At 57.4% G+C, this 19193-nt stretch carries 19 protein-coding genes; all 19 read right to left on the bottom strand.

Annotation, left to right across the window (positions count from 1 at the left end):
- Positions 1-64 precede the first annotated feature (64 nt).
- The 19 genes from HMPREF0573_RS04390 to HMPREF0573_RS04300 all read right to left on the bottom strand — a co-directional run bounded on the left by HMPREF0573_RS04390 (position 65) and on the right by HMPREF0573_RS04300 (position 19113).
- Positions 65-439 (bottom strand): response regulator, encoded by a 375-nt coding sequence (locus tag HMPREF0573_RS04390; RefSeq protein ID WP_013189012.1) that lies wholly within the window; start codon positions 437-439, stop codon positions 65-67.
- Positions 436-1260 (bottom strand): CheR family methyltransferase, encoded by an 825-nt coding sequence (locus tag HMPREF0573_RS04385; protein WP_004007550.1) that lies wholly within the window; start codon positions 1258-1260, stop codon positions 436-438. Before HMPREF0573_RS04385 ends, HMPREF0573_RS04390 begins: the two co-directional genes overlap by 4 nt.
- Positions 1257-2384, bottom strand: coding sequence for a protein-glutamate methylesterase/protein-glutamine glutaminase (locus tag HMPREF0573_RS04380; protein WP_004007551.1), 1128 nt, complete (start codon positions 2382-2384; stop codon positions 1257-1259). The genes HMPREF0573_RS04385 and HMPREF0573_RS04380 overlap by 4 nt, the downstream gene beginning before the upstream one ends.
- 240 nt (positions 2385-2624) lie before the next feature.
- Complete coding sequence (locus HMPREF0573_RS04375) at positions 2625-3062, bottom strand: chemotaxis protein CheW (RefSeq protein WP_004007552.1); 438 nt, start codon at positions 3060-3062, stop codon at positions 2625-2627.
- 6 nt (positions 3063-3068) lie between these two features.
- Positions 3069-5591: a chemotaxis protein CheA gene (locus HMPREF0573_RS04370; RefSeq protein ID WP_013189011.1), complete on the bottom strand. Its 2523-nt coding sequence runs from the start codon at positions 5589-5591 to the stop codon at positions 3069-3071.
- A 185-nt stretch (positions 5592-5776) separates the two neighbouring features.
- Positions 5777-6193 (bottom strand): carbon storage regulator CsrA, encoded by a 417-nt coding sequence (gene csrA / locus HMPREF0573_RS10140; RefSeq protein ID WP_004011277.1) that lies wholly within the window; start codon positions 6191-6193, stop codon positions 5777-5779.
- Between the two features lie 326 nt (positions 6194-6519).
- Positions 6520-7929, bottom strand: a complete 1410-nt coding sequence (locus HMPREF0573_RS04360) for a hypothetical protein (protein WP_013189010.1) — start codon at positions 7927-7929, stop codon at positions 6520-6522.
- Positions 7904-9997, bottom strand: a complete 2094-nt coding sequence (flhA, locus tag HMPREF0573_RS04355; protein ID WP_004007557.1) for a flagellar biosynthesis protein FlhA — start codon at positions 9995-9997, stop codon at positions 7904-7906. The genes HMPREF0573_RS04360 and flhA overlap by 26 nt, the downstream gene beginning before the upstream one ends.
- 117 nt (positions 9998-10114) lie before the next feature.
- Positions 10115-11218, bottom strand: a complete 1104-nt coding sequence (locus HMPREF0573_RS04350) for an EscU/YscU/HrcU family type III secretion system export apparatus switch protein (RefSeq protein WP_004011279.1) — start codon at positions 11216-11218, stop codon at positions 10115-10117.
- On the bottom strand, positions 11215-11961 hold the full coding sequence (locus HMPREF0573_RS04345) for a flagellar biosynthetic protein FliR (protein ID WP_004007559.1): 747 nt from the start codon (positions 11959-11961) through the stop codon (positions 11215-11217). Before HMPREF0573_RS04345 ends, HMPREF0573_RS04350 begins: the two co-directional genes overlap by 4 nt.
- A gap of 13 nt (positions 11962-11974) precedes the next feature.
- Positions 11975-12247 (bottom strand): flagellar biosynthetic protein FliQ, encoded by a 273-nt coding sequence (locus HMPREF0573_RS04340; RefSeq protein WP_004007560.1) that lies wholly within the window; start codon positions 12245-12247, stop codon positions 11975-11977.
- On the bottom strand, positions 12244-13512 hold the full coding sequence (fliP, locus tag HMPREF0573_RS04335; RefSeq protein ID WP_013189009.1) for a flagellar type III secretion system pore protein FliP: 1269 nt from the start codon (positions 13510-13512) through the stop codon (positions 12244-12246). Before fliP ends, HMPREF0573_RS04340 begins: the two co-directional genes overlap by 4 nt.
- Positions 13509-14477, bottom strand: a complete 969-nt coding sequence (locus HMPREF0573_RS04330) for a flagellar biosynthetic protein FliO (RefSeq protein WP_013189008.1) — start codon at positions 14475-14477, stop codon at positions 13509-13511. Before HMPREF0573_RS04330 ends, fliP begins: the two co-directional genes overlap by 4 nt.
- A gap of 30 nt (positions 14478-14507) precedes the next feature.
- Positions 14508-15260 carry a flagellar motor switch protein FliN gene (gene fliN / locus HMPREF0573_RS04325; RefSeq protein ID WP_013189007.1) on the bottom strand — a complete coding sequence of 251 codons (753 nt, stop codon included), beginning with the start codon at positions 15258-15260 and terminating at the stop codon, positions 14508-14510.
- Positions 15257-16177: a flagellar motor switch protein FliM gene (locus tag HMPREF0573_RS04320; protein WP_004007564.1), complete on the bottom strand. Its 921-nt coding sequence runs from the start codon at positions 16175-16177 to the stop codon at positions 15257-15259. Before HMPREF0573_RS04320 ends, fliN begins: the two co-directional genes overlap by 4 nt.
- A gap of 105 nt (positions 16178-16282) precedes the next feature.
- Positions 16283-16873: a flagellar basal body-associated FliL family protein gene (locus HMPREF0573_RS04315; protein WP_004007565.1), complete on the bottom strand. Its 591-nt coding sequence runs from the start codon at positions 16871-16873 to the stop codon at positions 16283-16285.
- Between the two features lie 203 nt (positions 16874-17076).
- Positions 17077-18000, bottom strand: coding sequence for a flagellar motor protein MotB (locus HMPREF0573_RS04310; RefSeq protein ID WP_004007566.1), 924 nt, complete (start codon positions 17998-18000; stop codon positions 17077-17079).
- Positions 18001-18058: 58 nt separating this feature from the next.
- Positions 18059-18838, bottom strand: a complete 780-nt coding sequence (locus tag HMPREF0573_RS04305) for a motility protein A (protein WP_004007567.1) — start codon at positions 18836-18838, stop codon at positions 18059-18061.
- A gap of 2 nt (positions 18839-18840) precedes the next feature.
- The gene (locus HMPREF0573_RS04300) at positions 18841-19113 is read right to left on the bottom strand and encodes a flagellar FlbD family protein (RefSeq protein ID WP_004007568.1); all 273 of its coding nucleotides are present in this window, start codon (positions 19111-19113) and stop codon (positions 18841-18843) included.
- Positions 19114-19193 lie beyond the last annotated feature (80 nt).

Below are 19193 nucleotides of genomic sequence, written 5' to 3'. Positions count from 1 at the left end.
CCTTACTGACGACAGACTCCGGGCATTTGGTTTCACCGACCGTCCCGCAGGGTCTGACAGTTCCTCAAGTCCCCAACCCCAACAGCATGAGCTTTTCGTTGACGGCTTCGGGAGTGAAAGGCTTGATGAGATACTCGTGCGCCCCCGCCGCCAAGGCACGCACAATCTGCGAGTGCTCCGACTCGGTGGTCACCATCATCAACGTGATATTGCGCAGTTCCTTTTCTGCGCGGATATTGACCACCAGTTCCAGCCCGTTCATCACCGGCATATTCCAGTCGATTGTCGCCAAATCGACACGTCCCGTGGCGGGGTCATGCAAGATTTTCATAGCCTGTTCCCCATTGTTGGCCTCCAGGACTTCAAATCCTTCCCGGCGCAGGATACCGCCGATGATTTTACGCATAGCACGGGAGTCGTCAACGATTAATGCTTTCATTTCCCGGCCCCTTTCAACTTATAGACCGCGCCACTCGTCAAGGTCACACGCTCCCATACCGGATCCATCCCCATGGTGGTTTCCGCCGCCCCCAAGAACAGGTAGCCACCGGGCACCATCGAGTGCGCCACGCGACGCAAGACCTCACGCTTCGTGTTGATATCAAAATAAATCAAAACGTTACGGATGAACACAATATGGAAAGGACCACCCTTGGGCGGGGTCGACAACAGATTGTGTTCCTGGAAATTAATCCGCGACCGCAGCGACGGGCTAATGACCCAGTTGGCGCCCTCACGAGCAAAGTAACGCACCAGCATAGGCGCCGGCAGACCGCGGTTTACCTCCAGTTGAGTATAGAAACCCTGTTTCGCTTTAGCTAACACTGCCCGAGAAATATCCGTGGCGACAATGGAAAAATTCGGCGCCTGTGGCATTTCCAGCAAACTCATCGCAATGGAATATGGCTCCTGACCGGTGGAACAAGCCGCGGACCAAATCGAGAGGTTACGGTGACCAGCCTCAGCCAAGCCGGGAATCACGGATTCGGTCAAGCCCTTAAACGGGGTGACATCACGGAAAAACGAGGTTTCGTTGGTGGTCAGTGCTTCCGCAATATCTTGCAGGTCCCCAGCCCGGTGGGTCGCGATAACCTGTTGAATCCACTTGTCCACCGCAGTTTCGCCAGTAAATCCGGCTTCCCGTGCCAAAGGAACCAGCCTGGATTCCACCAGGTATTCCTTTCCGGCGGGAAGTTGGATAGCACTGCGTTGCTTTACCAATCCCGCCACATAATCAAATGTTTGGCGGGTCAGGCTCATCGTCTGGCCTCCGGAGCATAAGCCTGGACGTGGCGCTGAATCTGGGTGGCAATCTCATCTAGCGGTCGGATTTCGTCTGCAAAGCCCGCGTTAGCTACCGCCCCCGGCATCCCCCAAACCACAGAAGTCTGTTCGTCCTGCACCAGGGTGCGTCCTCCTGCTTCCAAAACCTTGCCACAGCCGTTCTTGCCGTCCTGACCCATGCCAGTCAGCACGACTGCCAACATATCTCCGCCATAGAGATTCACCGCGGAGTCAAACATGACGTCCACGGAAGGACGGCAAAAGTTTACCGGCGGGGTCTGGGTCAATTTCACGCGTGGAGCCCCGGCATTGCCGGCAAAAGTCATATGGAAGTTGCCCGGTGCCAGATAAATGTGACCCGGCGCCAACATCATGCCTTCCGAAGCCTCCTGCACCGTCGCGGAAGTCAGCTTGTCCAAACGCGCCGCCAACTGGGTGGTAAACACCGGGGGCATGTGCTGGGTGATGACCATCGGAATCGGCATGGGACGGCTCAATCCGGAAATCACCTTGGTCAAAGCTTCGGGACCGCCGGTGGAAGAACCGAGAATGACGATACGAATCGGCTTGTCCGGCATACCCGTACGGTCGTGGAGTTTGAGCGGACCGGCAAACATGGTCGGCACGGAAGAAATATTGGCGCGCGCCTCGGGGGACAAATTGGCAGAGACCGCCCCAATCGCGCGAACTTTGCTGGGCAGCAAGCCCAAAATGATAGGAACCAGCTGTTCCCGCACACTTTGAATGGACTGCTGGACGGAACCCTGGTTAGCCGGTTTCGTCACGTAGTCCGTAGCGCCGGCAGAGAGGGCTTCCAAAGTCGCGGTCGCGCCACGCTGGGTCAGGGTGGAGAACATGATGATGGGGTCTTTACAGCCCATCTTGCGCAGCTCGCGCACCGCCTCAATACCGTCCATTTCGGGCATTTCTATGTCCATCGTGATGGCATCAGGCTTTAGCTGTTTCCACTTCATCAGCGCCAGTTTGCCGTTCGGGGCAGTACCTACGACCTCCAGACTGGGGTCAGCGTTGAGCGCATCCGTAACAATCTTGCGCACCACGACAGAATCGTCCACCACGAGGACTTTAATGCCAGCCATTCTCTCTCCTCAGCTGCGTATTCTTCCCTGTTAAGGTTAACTGGTTTTACAGTTCTTCGCCCAACAACGGACGGCCATCTTTGCGACGTTCCCGACTCGAAACGCGCGCGGGTACGTACAGATTACCGGAAAAGCCGCACCCGAAAAAATATCGCCGCCACCCGTCCTTGTGCAGACAAATCGGAGGGAGCCACCGCAGTGACCCCCTCCGATTGAGCAATCTCAGATTACGGCACGAATTTACGACCCCCGGGCTTCCGCGCCGATAGCGACCACGCGCTCGACATCGAGGACCAGCAGCAGGTCGTCGCTCAGCTTGTACGCACCCAGGATGAGTTCGCGCATATCCTGACCCAGTGTGTCTGGCGGAGCCTCGAAATCAGACTCGTCGACTTCGCGAACATCACCAATTGAATCCACCATCAGCGACAGCGTCTCACCGTCCAGCACCACCACGACCATCATGGCTTCGCGGGGATCCTCGCGCGGCGGCAGGTGCAGCTGATTGCGCAGGTCAATCAGGGTGGCAATCTGTCCGCGCAGGTTCACCAGACCGGTGATGGCAGTCGGCGAGAGCGGCACGTTGGTGATGTCCTCACCATGCAGAATCTCGGTGACCTGGTTGACTTCAATGCCGTAAAGGGCTCCGTCCAAGCGGAAAGTTACGTACTGCGTCATCGTTCATCACGCTCCGACCATATCCAGACGAGAGTTCATCTCGAGTTCGGCGTTGAAATCTTCGATTTCATCGAAGAACGTCGGGTCGGCAGCGCGAACCGCCTGTTCGACGTCCAGCAGCTCGGTGACCCGGTCCTTCAACACCGCAGAACCCAGCAAGCCGTGATCTTCGATGTTGGAGTGCTTGCGCTTGTCGTCCGCGACGATGTCCAGAATCTCGCGAACCACCATAGCCACAGAACGCTCGCCCCGGCGATACACCACTACCTGCAAGTCCTTCGGCTCTTCGTAGTCCATGACCCCGAGCAGGCGATCCAGACGGACGATAGGCAGAATCTGACCCCGGTATTGGATAACCTCGCGACCACCCACGCGCTCCACTGCCTCGACGCTGATGTGCTCCAAACGGGTAACGGCAGCCAGCGGAATCGCCACGCGGCGACCATCGCCAATCCCGACCACCAAAGCCTGACCGGTCATCTCGGAGCTGCGAGCCTGCGCGGCTTCCGCATCCATCTGCGCCTTTTGCGCCGCCTGAGTAGTCGCGCCAGTCAGGGACTTGCGCGCCACCGCGCCAATATCCAGAATCAACGCGACACGACCATCGCCCAGCAGGGTCGCGCCCGCGTACAGACCGATGGACTTGAGCTTCGAGGACAGCGGCTTGACCACGATTTCTTCGTTGTTGATGACCTTGTCGACCACCAAGCCGAACCGCTGATCATCGTTTTGCAGCACGGCAATCACGCCGTTGGCTTCGGAACCGCGGTCGCTGGCTTCCTCGGGGTGCAGCACGTGGCTCAAGCGAATCAGCGGGAGCAACATGCCACGCAGGCGGTACACCGGCGAGGCGTTGACATACTCCATGGAGGTTTCCTTGCGGGACGAATCCAGCACGACCAACTCGAGCAGGGACACCTGCGGGATGGCGTAAAGCTCACCGTGAGACTCAACCGTCAGAGAAGGCTGAATCGCCAAAGTCAGCGGGATGCGCATCCGCCACGTCGAGCCCTTGCCCAACTCGGATTCCACATCGACCGTACCGCCAATAGCCTCTACGGAAGTCTTGACCACGTCGGTGCCGACCCCACGACCGGAGATATTCGAAACTTTCTTCGCAGTCGAGAATCCCGGCAGGAACAGCAGGTTAAAGATTTCCTTGTCGCTCATTTCGCCGAGCTGCTGCTGGGTGACCAGACCCTTGTCAAGAGCCTTGTTTGCCACCACAACCGGATCGATACCCGCACCGTCATCGATAATGTCAACTACAACCTGACCACCGGCGTGGTAAGCCTTCAGGGTGACGGTACCCTTCGGGTCTTTACCAGCAGCCTTGCGCGCCTCGGGCGATTCCACCCCGTGGTCGACCGCGTTACGCACCATGTGCGTCAGCGGGTCCTTGATGGCTTCCAGCAGGGACCGATCCAGTTCGGTGTCCCCGCCAATCATGACCAGCTGCACGTTCTTTTCAGTCTGCTTCGCCAAGTCACGCACCACGCGCGGCATCTTGGACCAGAGGTGTTCGATGGGCTGCATCCGGGTCTTCATAATGCCCTCTTGCAGCTCGGTGGCAACGATAGACAAACGCTGGGATGACTGCACCAGGTTCATGTCGGTCATCGAATCGGTCAGGCGCACGATTTGGTTACGCACCAACACCAACTCGGACACTTCGCGCATCAACACATCCAGCAGGTCGACATCCACGCGGATGGAAGAGTCCGCGGCGGAACGGGACGAACCGTGTTCTGCCGGTTTCGCATCGTCCTTCTTGGCAGCGCGCAGCGAGGACTTCGGAGCTGCCGGTGCCGGGGGCTCCGGCTTTGCAGCCGGGGCAGCCTGAGCTGCCGGGGCAGCGGTCTCGGCAGGCGCCGGGGCAGCAGCTTCAGCAGCGCCATCACCCAAGTTTACGTTGCCGTTTTCGTCAGCAACGTTTGTCAAGAACGGGACTTCCGCCGGGGCATCCGCAGCCGGGGCAGCTGGCGCGGACGCCAAGTCCTCGCCCAAGTTTACGTTGCCGTTCTCATCAGCAACATTAGTCAAGAACGGGACTTCCACCGGCGCATCCGCAGCCGGGGCAGCAGCCTCAGCCGGAGCCGGTTCGCCTGCCATACCATCGGCAGCCGGTAGCGGCGCACTCGACGTCTTGCCTTGAATAGCTTCAATCTGAGCGATGACGGATTCAATATCCACGTCGCCCTCTTGACCGGTTTCTTCCACCGAACCCATAATGTTACGAATGCGGTCTACCATCAGCAGCAGCACGTCAGCGGTCTCTTGATCCATCTCACGTACGCCGTCGCGGAGCTCGGAAAGCAAGTTCTCACCGCGGTGGGCTAACTTTTCAAGCCGGTTGAACGCCAGGAATCCTGACGTGCCTTTAATCGTGTGAATAGTCCGGAAAATTGAAGACAGGAGTTCTTTTGAACCAGGTTCGGATTCCAAAGACACCATGTCTTGCTCGAGTTGATCGAGGTTCTCATAGGACTCGACCAGGAATTCGCGGACAATTTCATCCATTTCGCCCATAAAGCGACCTCCCAAATAAGTGGCGCCTGCGGCACCGTCTACGCAACAGTTTCGCGCATTTAAATGAGTTATTTAGCAAATTCAGCAAATTTTCAGCGATATTTCTCTATTTCTAGAGCACTTTTGGACGATTTGCCCAGCTTTGGGGGGAATTTTCTCACGACCGGACAAACAACCCACAACGATTATTTCGTCACCGGCGGGTGCGGTTTCGGAATCGGTTTGGCAGCGGGGGACTTTTGCTGTGGTGCGACCGACGCCGGGGTGACCCGAGCCGAGACGACCGGGGAGGCTTGGGACGAAGCCGAAGCGGCGCCTGGGAGCGCCGCCGAACTCCGCATCAGTCGGCGCAAATCCAGAGGCTGCCCAGACTTGGGCTTAATAGATTGCAAGGACTGCAAGGCAGCAGCGGCTTCGGTACCCGACATCGCTGCCTGGTTTTCTTCAGAAACAGCCTGGACCAGTTCTGCCCGGTTGACCGGAACGGAACGGGGGGCATCCACACCCAAACGCACCGAATCACGGTGGACTTCCACCACGGTAACTACGATGCCGTCACCGATGACAATCTTTTCGCCTACACGCCTTGATAAAACCAACACGGAACTACTCTACATGAGACAACCCCGTAAACTCACTCTTTTACCCGCGAAAGGGTCGCTCCGGGAAAACCGCCGCAACGCCCTGGTGAGGAAGTCCCTGTACCCAGCCTGCCTTGCACGAATCACCGATTTCACGGCGCGATGTGCCGACCTGCCAAAACCAAAATCGCCCTAACCTGCAAGTTTGAAAAAACTCAGGGCAGCACGCCCGCGACTTACAGGTTGAAATCGGTCGTTCGTGCAACCCGCTCCAAAAATCCAGGGGAACCTCACGCCCAAACAGAGCCAAAATTCGAGGTAAAGACACCGGTTTATTGGCGAGGGAATCAGTGTGCGCCGGCGAAAATGTCTTCCAGCAGCATCTTCCAGGCTTCTCCGCGCGCGGGGACCCCGTCCAACATGCCGATGGGAATGCCCACTTCAAACAGGGCGCCGGGATGGTCAGATTCCCAAATACGCTGAACCGCCAGGGCATCGGGACGTATCGCGTCAGGCAGACCGCGAATCCAACTCTCGATTTTATCCGCAGGATTGCGCGCGTCGACTACCGCCCAGGTTTGATCTACGTAAATAACCGAGATGAGCTTCGCCATGGTGCGTCGATGCGCTTCAATGAGCGAATCTGCCAGAGCCAACACACAGGTCTGTCCCGGATGTTCCTCCATCAAGGACTTCAGCTCTTCACCAGAGCGCGCCCGCAACGCTTCGCCAGGAAGGGTCGTCTTTGGTCCGCCCAGTACGCAATAGGCATCTTGTCCCAGCCGACCTGCCAAACGTTGCGCGGTTTCTACAATCGACAGAGAAATCGGGGAGGAACCCACCACCACAATCGTGGAACCAGGCTTTTCCAGCAGCGGCACCGGTTCGGGCAGCGCTGCGACCACATCATTCAACGCCATTTCGCTGGTGTCGACAGTGCCGTTAGCGACGGCTTCCGCCAACTTCTCTCCACCGGGCACCCCGGCGAACAACTCCGCGGGGAATCCCAGTTCACTCAGCGCTGCTGCTGGCAGTTTCGGACCGGGAGCAACACGCGGAGTGGAGGTGATGATACGTCCCGCCGTAGCGCCCGGCGCTGCCGCCCCCTGGAGGCGCGCATCAAAAGCCCCGCTGGCAGGTCGTGTCAGGGACCCGATTGCACCGGTTACGGCGGAAGCTTCACCCGCCACAGCCGGGATGCCCGATTCTGGCTTTGTATCGTTGATGAGAGCAGCCGCATCCCCAATTCCCATTTGTGCCATTTGGGCTTCCAGCTGGGCTTGGGCAGCTTCGGTGTTGGAGCTGAGCTGGGAACGAGCTTCGTCAAGCAGGTGTTCCAGTCCGGGGTCTTTCTTGGTGGGAGAAATCGCGCCGTCGTCGTCTCGCACAGTCTTAGCGGCGGGAACCGCAGCGGTATCGCCAGGTTCACGAGCGCCGGGGGGAGCCTGTTTCTTTTGTCCCCAGCCAGCCTCATCAGCTTGTTCCGAAAGAGTCTTGTGGATGGGCTTAGGTTTAGTGCTCGCGGCAGCAGCGGCAGCAGCAGGGGTGCCGGTAGCGTTGCGGAAGCTCTGGGGCGGTTCACCGACCCCCTCGACTTCCACCAGGACTTCATAATGTTCCTTGGCGAACATCCCGGCCAGACCGCCCTTACGGACTTTTTCCGCTTTGAGCACGGTGACCCGTCGACCCATGCGTTTCACTTGGCCGATGAGGACGTCAAGGCGATCGCCTTCAACCAGATATCGCGTGGCTGCCACTTATCGTTCCCATCGTCTCGATCATTACTTTTGCGCCCGACACTTCGGTGTATGACAGCACCGGCAAGCGCGCTATACCAAGGTTAACAAGTTTTCGCAGCGCTGGGCGTAAGACAGGCGCGCAAACTAAAACAACAGAAAATCCGGTTTGCTCTGCCTGCTCGGTCACTTCACGGGTCTGGTTCAGGAAATTCTCCATCCGGTCCGGATCTAGAGCCAGCTGCGAGCCATCATCGCCGGGACGCACGCTCTCCAACAGAGACTGCTCAAAAATCGGATCCAAAGTAATCACCCGCAGCACCCCGTCCATCACATATTTTGCGACAATCGAGGGACCCAGCTCCGCCCGAGCTGCTTCAATCAGCTGCTCCGGCTCGGTGGTTTGTTTGCCCTTGACAGACAGCGCCTCAAAAATGCGGGGCAGGTCCAGGATGGGGACCTGTTCTTCCAGCAGACCCTGGAGCACCACTTGGACTTCACCCAGAGACAGCATCGCCGGAATTAGTTCCTCTACCGCACTCGGGTTCGTCTGGCGCACCCCATCGACCAGAATTCGCACGTCTTCACGAGACAGGAGTCGCGCCGCGTTCTCGCTGACCAGCGCCCCCAGGTGAGTAATCAGCACGGAGACTCGATCCACCACGGTGGCTCCTCCCAGCTCCGCGTTGTAGCGCAGCTCCACGGGAATCCATTTACCGGTCAAACCGAACACGGGTTCGTTGGTAACGTCACCCGGCAGGTCATCCAGCATGTCGCCCAGTGCCAGAACTTTTCCAGGTGGGGCGATGCCACGACCGACTTCCACCCCGGACATGCGGATGACGTAGGTGGATACCGGCAGGTCTACGGAATCACGAGTCCGCACCGGGGGCAGGACAAAGCCCGACTCGAGTGCCACTTTGCGGCGCAGACCGCGCACTCGTGCCAGCAGGTCAGTATCGGTGTTCGCGCCCACCAGGTCGATGAGGTCGGGAGCGAGGAGGATTTCAAGAGCCGGAACCCGCATCTGTTCAATGAGCTGTTCGGGGGTTTCGCCGGCAGGCTTGGAGTCGTCCTCCTCGACTATGATTTCCTCTTCGGCTTCAACTTGCTTCAGTTTCGCCATCGCACGCCACCCGGCATACAGCAGCAAGGCGCCGATGATAAAGAACGGGGCTTTTGGCATCGCCGGAATAATTCCCATCAGAACGCACGCCACCCCGGCGATGAACAGCGCGGCAAAGGACTGGGTCAGCTGACGGGAAAAGTCTCCGCCGATACCGCCCTCGGGAGAGTCCTTGGAACGCGTGACGATGACGCCGGTCGCCAGGCTCATCAGCAGGGAGGGAATCTGGGAGACCAGACCGTCACCGACCGTCAGCTGAGAATATGTCGAGATTGAATCACCAACCGGCATCCCCTCGACAACCATACCGATGATGAACCCGGCGATGAGGTTGACGATAGTAATGACAATACCCGCGATAGCGTCGCCTTTGACGAACTTGGAACCACCGTCCATAGCGCCATAGAAGTCAGCTTCGGAGGCGATTTCAGCGCGCCGGGCACGAGCGGTTTCTTCATCAATGAGTCCGGAGTTCAAGTCGGCGTCGATAGCCATCTGTTTACCGGGCATAGCGTCCAAGGTGAAACGCGCCCCCACTTCCGCGACACGCCCCGCGCCGTTGGTAATGACCACAAAGTTGATGATGACCAGGATGACGAACACCACCATGCCGACGACGAAGTTACCGCCGACCACGAAAGTCCCAAACGCTTCAATGACCTTGCCAGCTTTCCCGGAGCCACCCCCGGATCCGGGCGTCAAAATCAGTCGGGTCGAAGCGATATTCAAACTCAGTCGGAACAGGGTCAGCACCAAAACCAAGGTCGGAAACACCGAAAAATTCAACGGCTTGGACACGAACATGGTGGTGAGCAGGGAAATCATGGACAACATGATGGACATGGTGAGGAAAAGGTCCATCATCCACGGCTGCAGGGGGAAAACGAGCAACATAACGATGCCGACAATCCCCACGGGGACTATCAGCCTCGAAATTGTGGCGGCATCAATCTTGCCCTTCACGTGCCGGTCTCCTCACCGCCAGGGACTCCATTCCTGCTATATCTTACCGTTCGAACATCGGCAAACGGGTCTTTTACATTAGATTTTCCTACTTTTTTAGGGATACGACACACTTTGTCAGGACTCCCTCGCAAACAGGTAAGACGGCATCTTGTGAACTCCCCCACGCGTCCCCCGCTTTTTCAAAATCAACACGAACGCCAGGACCTGAGCGACCGCGGTATAAAGCTCCTCCGGAATCGCTGCCCCGACCTCGACCGTAGAGTACAGGGTACGCGCCAACGAAACATCCTCTACCTGGGGAATCTTCGAGTCTTGGGCGACTTCACGAATCCGCGCTGCCACGTGATCCACACCCTTCGCCAAGACTTTCGGGGCGCCCTGTCCCGCTTCGTATTTCAGGGCGACCGCGTAGTGGGTCGGGTTCACTACCACTACGTCAGCATTAGCGGCGTCGGCAATCATCCGGTTGCGGCTCATGGCGATGGCACGAGAGCGGCGCTGGGACTTAATCATCGGGTCGCCTTCGTCCTGTTTGTATTCCTCCTTGATTTCCTGTTTGGACATCTTGGTCTGTTTCTGGTTCTTTTTAAAGATAAACAGTGCATCCAAAACGGACACTACGATGCCGGCAATGACCGAAGCCCAGATGAGCAGCCACATCTTGCCTTGACCGTAGGCAATCAGATTCCACAAGGAGATATGCCCCGCTGCCCCCATCACCTCGGTGACCCCGGAAATCACCACGTACAGCACGACACCCACCGCAACGGTCTTGAGCAGTGCTTTTAACCCGTTCCACAACGCCTGGACGCCAACCACTTTCTTGATACCTTTGACCAAGTTCAGGTTCTGCAATTTAGGTTTCAAGTGTTTGGCAGAGGGGAACACCCCTCTGCCCTGGATGATGTTTACCATCACCGCAATCAGCAAAATCGCCAGCATAAACGGCAGCAGCGTCCACACAATCGTTCCCAGGGAACTGCCCAGGTATCCAACCAGTTCGGACTGGGAGGGGATTTTCGTGAAAGTGACCGCGGTAATCGTCTGGCGGCGCGCATTTTGAAACGCCGTGTCTATCAGGGACGGGAGCAGGGCTGCCCCGGCTGCCAGGGAAATCCAGCCGGTCAGATCCTGAGATTTTTGGAGGCCACCTTCTTCACGAACTTTCTTTAGTTTTCGCGGAGTGGCCTTTTCAGTCTTTTCCCCGGAATCGCTCACTGGAACACCCCCTGAAAACTCACCATGACTTTATCCATCAGTTTGTCCACGACCTGTGGAATCACCACCATAATCAGCGGCGCGGTGAACGCGGTCATCATAATCTTCAGGGGGAAGCCCAGTGTAAAGGCGTTCATCGCCGGCGCCACCTTGGTCAACAAACCCAGACCCATGTCGGTGAGGAACAGTACCAGCAGCAGCGGTCCGGCGATTTCGATGGATGCCACCATCAGTTCTCCGAAACGAAATACCAGGCGGTCAGCATAGTTACCCATGTCAAAGGCAGCACCTATCGGCATGGCATTAAATGACCGCGCCAGCCCCAATATCAGCAGCTGGTAGCCGTTGGTGGCAAAGAGCATCGCCATTGCCGACAGCTCATAGACCCGCCCAAAAGTCGCCTGGTTCGTCATGGTGAGCGGGTCGAAAGCTTGTGCCATCGCGAAACCGCCTTCAAAGTCAATCAGCGAACCTGCCATCTGGAGCGTCGCGACGATAATGCGCACCATTACCGCCATCGCGAAACCAATCAGGGCTTGAATCAGCAGCTCAAACAGGAACACGTCCGATCGGTCTACGGGTCCGATGCGTCCCATGCAGGCAAACCCGAGAGCTGCGCCCAGCATCGCTTTGATACGTCCGGAAATGGCGCGGTTATTGAAAGGGGGACAGAAAGCCAAAAAGACCGTAGCGCGCACGCTAGCCAGAGCGAACGCGGTGAATAAAGCGAGATTGACGGTCACGGCACACCTCGCCCTAAGAATTAAGCAGGGTTGGAATCCGCGCCATCATGTCTTCGGTGGTAGTGACCAGGGTTTGCAGCATCCAGTAACCCGTAATGTACAGGGCAATCCCCACAGCGACGGTCTTGGGGACGAAAGTCAGTGTGACTTCTTGGATTTGGGTGATGGACTGGAACAGTGAAATCAGAAAACCCACGACCAAGGAAGTAATCAAAATGGGTGCTGACAGCTTAGCGCCCATCAACATGGCGGTCAGCGCGAGGTCCAAAACTGCGGAAGAATTCATCGGTACGTTCCTATCAAAGTCTTGGTCAGCAAGCCCCATCCGTCAACCATGACAAACAGCAATACTTTGAACGGCATGGAAACCATCACCGGAGGAAGCATCATCATACCCATACTCATGAGGGCAGCACCGACGACCAGGTCGATAACCAAGAAAGGAATAAACACCACAAACCCGATGATGAAAGCGGAACGAACTTCAGAAATCATAAACGCTGGCACCAGGGTGGTAAAGGGGGTTTCTTCCAGACTGGGCGGGTTGGGGCGGTCCGCGGCGCGGGTCATCAGGGCGATGTCCTCCTCGCGGGTCAGCGGTCCCATAAACTCACGCACCGGCTTTTCCGCGAGTTTGAACATGTCCTGCACTTGAATCTTGCCGTCCATATAGGGTTGCACCGCATCTTGCCAGATTGACGTGATGGTGGGACTCATGATGAACAGGGACAGGAATATCGCCAATCCAGAAATAACCTGATTTGGCGGGATTTGGTTTAGCCCCATGGCGTTACGAGCCATTGCCAAAACGATGAAAATCTTGGTAAAGGACGTCATCATCAGCAGCAGTGACGGCGCGATTGAAAGCACGGTAATCAGCAGGAACACCAGCACCGCAGTGGACGGCGCTTTGTCCCAGCCGTTGACGTTGAGTTGGATGCCCGGTTTTTCCGGATTAACCGGCGCGTTGGGGTCAGTGGGACCGATGATGTCCCCCGGATTCGGATTCGGGTTGGTTTGTCCCGGCTGGATTGTTCCTACGATTCCCACAAGCGCGGGTTGTCCTGGTTGACTCATTGCGGTGCTGCCGGGGGTTGCCGCTTGGCTGGAAGCGGACGCGACAGGAGTAATCCCAGCGGCAGGGTCAGCGGAGGCATGGGGCATCGAAAAATTAATGGCAAACACCGCGATAACCGCCAGGAACCAGACCAGCTGCAGACGCAGACGAGCCACGCGCTGTGCGGGGTTGAGTTCCCGACGCTTCAGCCCGAAACCATAGCGCGAACGACGGACGCGTTCACGGTCTTCCTGAGCCAAGCGAGCGGTATCAACAGTGCCGTATTCGGGCGCGAGGGTATCCACCGTAAAATCGGGAGGTAAAGTCAGCGTGACCCCCAGGCGTTCCCAACGCGCCGCACTGGTGCGGTACTGTTCGCGCACCGCCTGGCGAAACGCTGCCTGACGTCGTGCTTGACGCGCCTGACGCGCCTGGGCATAGGCTTGAAAGTCCGCCACCGAAGCGGCGTGTTGCGCCAGCAGCAGCTCGCTCATGCGGATTCACCGCCCGTAGTGGCACTCTGTGACGTGGTAGAGGGAGTTTCCGCCGCGGGCTTTTTAGTAATCTTTGCGGGTTTGGTCACAGCTGTTTTCGCGGGGATTGCCGGGTCGTTCGCGACAGGTTTCCGCGGTCCTTTCGCTCCGAATTCGGCGGCAATCTGCGCTGCGAGAGCATCCATCTGCGCCTCGGTGACCTGTGACTTCGGCTTTACCTGGGCAGGAGCCGGGGCAGGGCGGGAGGACTTAGCGAGTTTAGTCTGCACGGCGGGACGATTCTGTGCCGCGGGTCGAGTCTCGGTAACGTCCCGACGTACCGGGTCTGGAGCGGGGCGCGCCACTCCGTGTTCGACTCGCTTGGTCGCCCGCGCCAGCAACTCCCCGAAAGGTCTGGAGACTGGCTGATTTGCGCGCTCTTGAAAAGCCTCGGCCGCAGCGCTGAGTTCCGCAGACATTTCCTCGGTGTCATAAATCTCAGCGATTGGAGTAACGGCAGAATCCCCCGCCCCCACCAGGAACATCCGTCCCCCAATCTCGATGAGCGCGACTTGTGACACCCGCGAGAGCTGCAATCGAGACACCAAACGCAACCCCGGTCCCTCGTAATCACCCAGGTTCGTACGTTTCACCCAGCGCCACAACAACCACATCAACAGGAACACCACCACGATTCCCACAATGAACCGCAGGAATACCATCATGGGGTTCTCGGCAGGCGCACCGGCAAAAGGCGCGGTCGGGGTGACCACGTCAGTGGCAGGGGAACTCGGTGGGGCGCTCCCTGTAGGAGTGGTCGCGGGAGCTGTCGGAGTCGGTCCGACCAACTTCGTGTTACCGGTCGGGCTGGGACTGTTCGGATCTGCAGTGGTGGCGCTACCCAGGGTAGCGACAAAGCCATTGAGGCGAACATAACCGAGCGTCGTCCACGCCGCACCGGTCTGTAAAACGCCCAGCAAGCTCACTGCGCACACCTTTCCGACTGATTCAACCCGCTAGGACTGGCTCTGATTCTGTTGATCCGCCAGAGAGACAATTTCCGTAATGCGGATGCCGTATTCTTCGTCAACCACGACAATCTCTCCGCGAGCAATCAAGCGACCGTTCACCATCACGTCAGCAGCTGAACCTGCCGAACGATCCAGCTCAATCACCGAGCCGGGGGACAAATCCAGCACGTCATGCACTGCCAGCTTGGTCCGCCCGATTTCTGCCGTCAAGGTCATCTCGACGTCATAGAGCAGCTTCATCGACTCCGCACGCTGTTCCGGAGTGGCAGTAGATTGGGTGATTGGACCTTCCGGGGCAGCTTTAGCTTCCTCCGCGGGGGCAGATTTCGGAGCTGCCGGTGCGGGGCGTACTGCCAGCCAGCCTTCCACTGTGCCGTCTGCCACCAAAGTGACTTTGGTCCAGTCCTCGCTGTTCAGCAGGTCATCAACCGTGCCCTCGGTGGTATCTTCCATAACCCCGGTGCCCAGGGAAGAAGCAGCCGCTTGCAACGCCGGCAGCAAAGCCTGGGTCTGGGTCATTCCCTCCGCGCCCTCTAATGCCTCGGCAATGATGGAGGACGCCACCAAACACACCTGCAGGGATTCCTCGGAGGATAAAGTCGTGACAACGGCGGGAGAATCAGCACCCGGCATCGGGTCGCCAGGCTCCCACGAGGATGCGGTGAGCTCCGTGGTTGAGGGCAGCAGGGGGATGGCTGCCTGGGCAGCTTCCAGTACCTGGTTCGGGGTCACGCTCATTTCTTTTCTCCTTTGTTAACGGAAACCACCATCGCCGCTAGACGCGACCCGGAAGTTCCAGCAGCGGTTTCTGCCAAAATCAAATCCCCAACCACCAAGTCTAGAGGTCGGGAAGTCGGGTGTATTAAAGGTAAGGTATCACCGATAGCCAGACCATCGAGTTCGCGCGGATTAACATTGCGCGGAGTGAAACGCACCGCTACCCCAATCGGCACGTCTTCTAACGTATCTACCAGGTGTTGACGCACCGCCGCGGCTTCCGCCTTTTGCTGTTCGGTACGAGTATCGTGCACGTCCCCCTGATGGATTGCATCCGTAATCATCGACACCGGCATCATGATGGAGCAGTCGTCCAGATGTTCCCCCGCAGTCAAAGTAATCGGAGCAAACAACACCGGGGTGGAGCCGTCTACGACCTGCACAAACTGCGGAGCATATTCGATGGTGCGGAACTGACTGTCCAGCGGCAGCATGGATTGGAAAGCTATATCGAGGTCAGCCAGCACCCGCTTGAGGAAGTCAATGAGTACAGAAACTTCCACCTCAGTCAGTTCCCGGTCCGGAGTGGATTCCACGTCTCCGGTGCCACCCAGCAGGTGATCGACCCAGGCGAGAGCAGTCTGACGAGGGAACTGTAGGACCCCCTTGTTGCGCCCCCCTTGGAAATCGATAATCACCATCAGGGTCTGATTAGGCAGGGTCTTAATGTAGTCATCGTAGGAACGCATGGACAGATCCCCGACTTCGCCGGTGATTACCACATGCAGGCGTCCCACCAGCTGATTAACCCAGTGTCGGGTGAAGGCTTCCAGGGCCATCTCCATAATGCGCGCGTACTCGCGCGGGAGCTTCATAGGTTTACTAAAGTCGTAAACTCTCGCATCCACATCGGTCTGAACGATATTTGTCTTTGCCATCGCTGTCCATTTTATCCAGGTCAACCGGTAGATTTGGGGGTTTCCTGGCGTTATGAGAAAGAATCGTCTCCCGTATCAGGGCGTCCCCGGTATCACCAGTGAGATTTACTGATACGCGAAAGTGGTGAACTGAACGGTTACCACGTGTCCGTTATAAGGCGGAATCGGACTCTTGTTCAGCTCCGCAGTATATTTCTTTTTCATCTCCTCTATCGCACCGGACTTATCAAAGTCTTCTTTTTTCATGCCTTTGAATATCCGCAAAGCCGCATCACGAGCCGGGGACGGATCAATTTCTGAGCTGCCCTCGCCTTCTGCCTTGACATCTTCATCAAAGTAAATCGTGGCAGCAAACGACATATAGCCGTCATCGAGGTTGATGCTGAGTGGCTCCCCGGTCGACACCGAGAGTTCACCCATCACCAAAGCCTTGGTGGTTTTCGCAGGTTTCGGAGTGTCCTCGTCGCCTCCCCCGCCGAAAACACCCAGCAGTTTCAGCGCCAGGAACACACCTACCGCTAAGACTGCCAAAATCACCACAATCAGGACGATGACGAGAATCTTTTTCAAGCCACCGCCACCGCCGGGATTCGCTCCTGCCGGGGGCGCGGTCGGGGGCGCAGCCGGCTTAGCGGCCGCTGGGGCCGGTCTTGCTGCGGTGCCTCCCGCTGGTTTCGCTCCAACTCCGACTGGCATATTTCCTCCCTAAAGTCCTGACCATTGTGGCCGGTTTTGGTCTGTGTTTAGAATCGCACCGCGTCAGAGACTCTCAAAATCACCGACACCGGGGCGACTCGCATTATCCTTCTCTACGTTACCTATAAAGTCCTGCTCTCGGGGCTGCTTGACGTCAGAATTATAGCTTTCCTCACGTCACAGCTCGCTGAGCTCACCGCACCTCAGCCCGCATCTCCCTCTGAGCTTTGAGCGCCCTCCGGGGACGCTGGCTGCGGGGACGGTCCGATTTGGGGCGCTGCCGGGGCAATGTTGCCATCTCCGGAAAGCTGTTTAGCCGCATCGGGCAGGAGGGCACGGACAGAATCCTTCGCGGTGGACATGATTACAATATCCACCCGCCTATTGAAAGCCCAAGCATCCTGACCGGGAGTAGCCTCAGTCTGGTGGTCTGCCCCATAAGAAATCGAACGCAGCTTCGTTCCGGGCACGCCGTCATCTTTGAGGGCAATTAGCACCTCGATAGCCCGCGCTGAAGCCAAGTGATAGTTCGAGGGGAATTTTGCACTGGAAATTGGCTGCGGGTCAGCGTAACCTTCGATGGCGATGCCCTCTTCGATAGACATCAGGGTCGGCGAAATTGCTTTCAAGACTTCCCGCGCAGTGGGCTGAATCGTCGCATCGCCAGTCTTGAAATAGGTATCGTTGGCGACCATACCCAGCACCAGACCCTTGTCGGTAATCCGCATTGCCAGGGAGCCTTCCTTGCCGGCGTCCTTTAATTGTTCCTCGACCTGCTTCTTAATTGAGTTCAGGTGACTGGCTTCCCGCATGGCTTGGATACGTTCGGGCTGCGATTCAGGATTTTGGTTCAGGTTCCCCATTAGGGTCCCCAGCTGCACCGCCGAGGTGGACCCTGCCAAAATCCCCAGTCCGCCATCGGTTTGGAGGGGATTGGCAATCTGGATGGTGGAATTGAAACCTGCCGCCAGGGAGGTGCGCAGTTTCGACAGCTTGCCCTGGTCGACTTGTGAAATCGCGTACAGCACCAGGAACAGGCACATCATGACGGTAATCATGTCCAGGTAGGATACTGCCCAACGCTCGGTGTTATCAGGTTCCGGGCATTCATGCTTACGCTTGGCCACGGTAGGTGCCTCCTCTCGGTGAGTTACGGGAAATTGGTGTTCGGGTCACAAGTTCGGGTTAGGCGGCTTTTTCGCCTTTTTCACCCTTTAACTGGTTCGGCGGAATCAATGAGCGCAGACGTTCACCGACCTGACGCGGGTTCGCCCCGGATTGCAGACTGATGAGCCCTTCCGTGACGATTTCCATCCGCGCCAACTCCAGCGTAGAAATCCTCTCCATCCGGGAGGAAAGCGGCAACCAAATCATGTTCGCACTCATCAGACCCCACAGGGTAGCCACGAAAGCCGAAGCAATCAGCGGACCCAAGGTTTCTGGCTCGGACAACTGCGTCAACACGTGGACCAGGGAAATCACGGTGCCGATGATGCCGATAGTCGGGGCATAACCGCCGGCTTGCTTAAAGAATCCGTAGGCGGATTTATCCGATTGCTTACGAGCCTCAATCTTGTCAGACAGCATAGACCGCAAATCTTCGGGATCCATACCGTCAATGGCTGCCATGAGACCCTCGCGCATGAACTGATCTTCAATGCCCTTCGCAGCATCTTCCAACGCCAACAAACCTTCGCGACGAGCCTTTTCCGACAGCGACACAATGGTGTCAATCGCGTCGGTGGCATCCGGAACCTTGGCGGTAAAGGCCTTTGGAATCCTGCCAAACGCATAGAGGAAGTCCCTCATAGTGAAAGACGCCATCGTTGCCAGGACGGTTCCACCGAACACCAGAATCATCGGAGGGGGCAGCAAGATGTTTGAAATCTCAGCACCCTCCATGTACAGCATGGCTACTACGGCTGCCAGTGCGCCAACTACGCCAACAATTGCTGCGGGATCCATACTTAGTCCTCCGAATCTTTCTGTATGTTCACCACGGTCAGCTTCGCCGCGGAAGCCAAAGTCCGGGAATCATCTTGGATGAGTTCCTCCACGCGAGCCAGCAGGCGGGCGCGATCCTCACGAATCAGTGCGATGACTTCGGTCACGGTCTGGGAAACCACGTAGCGGGTAGCATCCACCATGACGATAATCGTGTCAGGCGTTGACTCGACGCGCTCAATCAGGTCGGGATTCAGGACAAAGTCCGACCCGCCCAAGCGTGTCAACGCAATCATGGCTGCTCCTCTCCGCGATTTTTCTTAACTTCGGTGCTTTTTCTGAGATCTAAAGGTTTTTCGGGATTTTTCCGGGAATT

The sequence above is a fragment of the Mobiluncus curtisii ATCC 43063 genome (genome assembly GCF_000196535.1).
Classification (GTDB): Bacteria; Actinomycetota; Actinomycetes; order Actinomycetales; family Actinomycetaceae; genus Mobiluncus; species Mobiluncus curtisii.
The sequence above is the reverse complement of the archived record's forward strand: the minus strand, read 5'-3'. Positions and strand labels throughout refer to the sequence as shown.

Bases quoted from the DNA above. Each gene is read 5' to 3' on its own strand.
- HMPREF0573_RS04305 (WP_004007567.1), bottom strand. From the start codon at position 18,838: ATGGATCCCGCAGCAATTGTTGGCGTAGTTGGCGCACTGGCAGCCGTA.
- HMPREF0573_RS04300 (WP_004007568.1), bottom strand. From the start codon at position 19,113: ATGATTGCGTTGACACGCTTGGGCGGGTCGGACTTTGTCCTGAATCCC.
- HMPREF0573_RS04340 (WP_004007560.1), bottom strand. From the start codon at position 12,247: ATGAATTCTTCCGCAGTTTTGGACCTCGCGCTGACCGCCATGTTGATG.
- fliN (WP_013189007.1), bottom strand. From the start codon at position 15,260: ATGAGCGTGACCCCGAACCAGGTACTGGAAGCTGCCCAGGCAGCCATC.
- fliP (WP_013189009.1), bottom strand. From the start codon at position 13,512: ATGAGCGAGCTGCTGCTGGCGCAACACGCCGCTTCGGTGGCGGACTTT.
- HMPREF0573_RS04320 (WP_004007564.1), bottom strand. From the start codon at position 16,177: ATGGCAAAGACAAATATCGTTCAGACCGATGTGGATGCGAGAGTTTAC.
- HMPREF0573_RS04385 (WP_004007550.1), bottom strand. From the start codon at position 1,260: ATGAGCCTGACCCGCCAAACATTTGATTATGTGGCGGGATTGGTAAAG.
- HMPREF0573_RS04315 (WP_004007565.1), bottom strand. From the start codon at position 16,873: ATGCCAGTCGGAGTTGGAGCGAAACCAGCGGGAGGCACCGCAGCAAGA.
- HMPREF0573_RS04380 (WP_004007551.1), bottom strand. From the start codon at position 2,384: ATGGCTGGCATTAAAGTCCTCGTGGTGGACGATTCTGTCGTGGTGCGC.
- HMPREF0573_RS04390 (WP_013189012.1), bottom strand. From the start codon at position 439: ATGAAAGCATTAATCGTTGACGACTCCCGTGCTATGCGTAAAATCATC.
- HMPREF0573_RS04375 (WP_004007552.1), bottom strand. From the start codon at position 3,062: ATGACGCAGTACGTAACTTTCCGCTTGGACGGAGCCCTTTACGGCATT.
- HMPREF0573_RS04370 (WP_013189011.1), bottom strand. From the start codon at position 5,591: ATGGGCGAAATGGATGAAATTGTCCGCGAATTCCTGGTCGAGTCCTAT.